The sequence below is a fragment of the Rhodococcus sp. KB6 genome, from assembly GCF_001445685.1.
GTDB lineage: Bacteria > Actinomycetota > Actinomycetes > Mycobacteriales > Mycobacteriaceae > Rhodococcus_F > Rhodococcus_F qingshengii.
Genome location: NZ_LNAK01000016.1, coordinates 1 through 2956, shown reverse-complemented (window position 1 = coordinate 2956; position 2956 = coordinate 1). Strand labels below are relative to the sequence as shown.

The window sequence follows — 2956 nt, the reverse complement described above, 5'->3', positions numbered from 1 at the left end:
TTATGTGGGTGATCGATGTCAAGTGCCCGTGTCGTCGAGTCGCTGGATAAGTCCGTCGAAGACCTTCTGCCGCCCGATCTGGCCCTTGTCTGCGGCGTCGTCTCGCTGACGGGTGAGGGTGGGGAGAAACTCGATGGTGGTGACGAAGAACGTGCATGACTCGCAGATCGACTCGAAGTGGCAGTCGAGTTCGACTGGGCGTGCGCAGTAGCCGTTACCGAGCATCCGCCGGTGGGCTTCGGCGCGGAGTTTGCGCATCGCGGCGGGCTCGTCCTCGGCAGGCAGGACGGCGGGTTCGTGTTTACTGTAGAGGGCTTCGACTTTCTCTGTGACGGAGAAGTATTGGTCGGCAACGGTCCGGTCCGCGATTCGGGCATAGACCATCGTCATCTCCATTGTCTTGTGCCCGAGCAATGCGGCGATCGCCTCGAGGCTCATACCCCGGTTGATGGCCTGCGTCGCGAGTGTGTGCCGCAGCTGATGAGGGTGGACGTGGCCGATTCCCGCTGCGGCAGCAGCGGATTGGACTGCCTTGTCGATTCGGGTGCCCGGGATCGGACGACCGCGGTCGGTGAAGAGCAGCGGACTGTCCTGCCAGTCCGGTCGGTGCTCAAGCCAGGTGTCGATCATTGTTTTGAGTTGGGGATGCAAGGGGACGTACCGGTCGTTGTGGAGCTTGCCGACGGGGATGCGGAGCCAGTAGGCGGAACCGATCTGGACGACCGAATCGATTGTCAGGTCGAGGAGTTCGCCTTTGCGCATGCCGGTACGTGAGAGCATTTCGATGGCGAGGCGACCGAACTCGTCGGGCAGGTTGCGGGCTGCGGTCAAGAACTTGGCGGCGGCGCCGTCGTCGAGGAATCGCGGTAGCGGCTTGTCCTTGATCGGCCGGTCCGAGGAGTAGACCGGCGCTCGGGCAGGGATATCAGGATAGTCCCATTCGATGATGCGTTGATAGAACGCGCTCAGGTGCCCCATGCGCATGCCGATGGTGGTCTTGGACAGGTTCGTGTTCTTGCGATACCCCGGCCGTGCCGCCAACCAGGTCTTGTAGGCCTCGATGTGGGTGCGGTCGATGTCGGCGACGCAGACTACGTCGCTGGTGGTGGCCAGATGGCCGGCGAACTGGCGCAGTGTGGTCTCGATGCAGTCCACCGACGAGACCCGCAGGCTGATGCCGATCTGGTCGAGGTAACGGCGCATCGTAGCGACCATGACGGGCGCGCACTCCTCGGCGCGGTCCCAACCGATCTCGGGCACCGATCGTGCTGCCCAGCGTTTGCGCGGATGTGGCCGGGGTCCTTGGCCGCGATGGAACATGAGCGCATCGAGCCCAAAGAGTGGCGCGTTCAACGATTTCGGTGCACGCCCGACCTTGGCGACTACGGCGGAATGAAACTGGGCCCGGGCCGCGACATACTCCGCCGAGGTGAGCGCCTCGGTCGTGGCGCCGGCGATGACACAGATCTGCGCGAGTTTGGACCACATCTTCCCTGCCTCGCGCTCGCAGAATCCCAAACTTGTTGCCTGCGTGCGGAATGTGGAAGCAGCTACGGGTTCACGTTCGGCCAGATGGGCGCCCCATTTCGATGATGATTGCACAACATAGATCGCATCGACGGCCACCGACTCGAAGACGGCCGCGAAGGCAACGAACGCGCGCACGATGTCGGGAGCTGCCATGCGCGCCGACACCGGTAGCGCGTTCCATGCGCCGAGATCACCGAACCTGTCCTCGAACCGCAGGACAGCCCGGAGTCGGGTTCGGTGGGCATGTGCATTGGTGACCGCGTGAACGTATGTGCGGGCCGCGGTTGACTCAGGTTTTCTCAAAGAGTCTGTCGGAACGCTCATTTCGCATCTCCAGGGATGTCACCGGCGATGCCGTCGAGAATGTCCATCGCCTTGGAATACTCGCCGATCAGCCAGTCGTTGGCCAGATGCAGATAGATGCGTGTGGACTCGATGGATGCGTGCCCGGCTTGAGCTTGAATCGCCTCCAACGCCATCCCCGATTCGCGGAGTCGGGTGAAGCAGGTGTGTCGAAGTTCGTGACATGTCGCATGAGGTAACCCGCCTCGAACTCGGGCGCCGGAGAGAATTTCATCGAGACCGGCCGCGGAAAGCGGGTTGCCGCGTCTGGGACGTTTGAGGACCACGAAGACATGATCGGTGGCACTGTCGATCGGGCGTTCGGCGTCGAGATAGCGGCCGAGGCTTTCGAAGAAGGTCGGTGCGACCGGGACGATGCGTTGGTGGCCGCCTTTGCCGGCGGCGACGAACACTCGTCGCTCACCGGGTCGGACATCGGGCATCCGTAAGCCCAGCACCTCGCATCGGCGTAGTCCGCCGAACAGCATCAACAGGACCATCGCCCGGTCTCGTTCGCAGCGTAGCGCGGCCAATAGTGCGTTGACCTCGTCGGGGCTCAGTACCCGTGGGAGGCGCCGCGGCGCTCTGATCAGTGGGGTCCCGCGAACGTGAGAGCGTCCTGACCGGGTCGAGAGGCCTCGCGGCACGGGATTCTTCTCGACCAGCCCACGCTCATGGAGGTAGGAGAACAGGCCGGAGATCGACGCCAGTCGACGTTTGATGGTCGAGGTGGCCAGTCCCGATTCGCCGTCGCTGAGGCGGACCACATTCTCTTTGCGTGGAAGTCGTTGCGCTTGAATGAAAGCCAGTACATCGCTGGTGCTCACCTGCGTCGGTTCCTTGCCGATGATGGTGAAGAAGACTTTCAGGTCGAACGTCTGTGCCAGGAGGGTGTTGGTTCGTGCTCTCGCAGCGACGAAGCGTAGGTATTCATCGAGAAGTGGTTCGCCGAGTCGTGGAATTTCGCCAGGCGGCCGGACCAGCGCTGGGACGAAAGCATTCATTGTGGGGCCTCCTCGATCGAGCCGACAACCGACATGATCAGCCTGACACTGGATGCGTCAGATCACCCACATATCATGAT

General features: G+C 62.5%; 2 protein-coding genes. Both read right to left on the bottom strand.

The features are described 5' to 3' along the window. Positions 1–18 precede the first annotated feature (18 nt). Entirely contained in the window at positions 19–1854 is a 1836-nt protein-coding gene (locus ASU23_RS03035) for a tyrosine-type recombinase/integrase (protein ID WP_006359314.1), read from the bottom strand. After that, positions 1851–2876, bottom strand: a complete 1026-nt coding sequence (locus ASU23_RS03030; RefSeq protein WP_003943780.1) for a tyrosine-type recombinase/integrase — start codon at positions 2874–2876, stop codon at positions 1851–1853. The genes ASU23_RS03035 and ASU23_RS03030 overlap by 4 nt, the downstream gene beginning before the upstream one ends. Positions 2877–2956: the final 80 nt, after the last annotated feature.

What these genes read in the sequence shown, in the direction of transcription:
- ASU23_RS03035 (WP_006359314.1), bottom strand. Translation starts at nt 1,854, where the DNA reads ATGAGCGTTCCGACAGACTCTTTGAGAAAACCTGAGTCAACCGCGGCC.
- ASU23_RS03030 (WP_003943780.1), bottom strand. Translation starts at nt 2,876, where the DNA reads ATGAATGCTTTCGTCCCAGCGCTGGTCCGGCCGCCTGGCGAAATTCCA.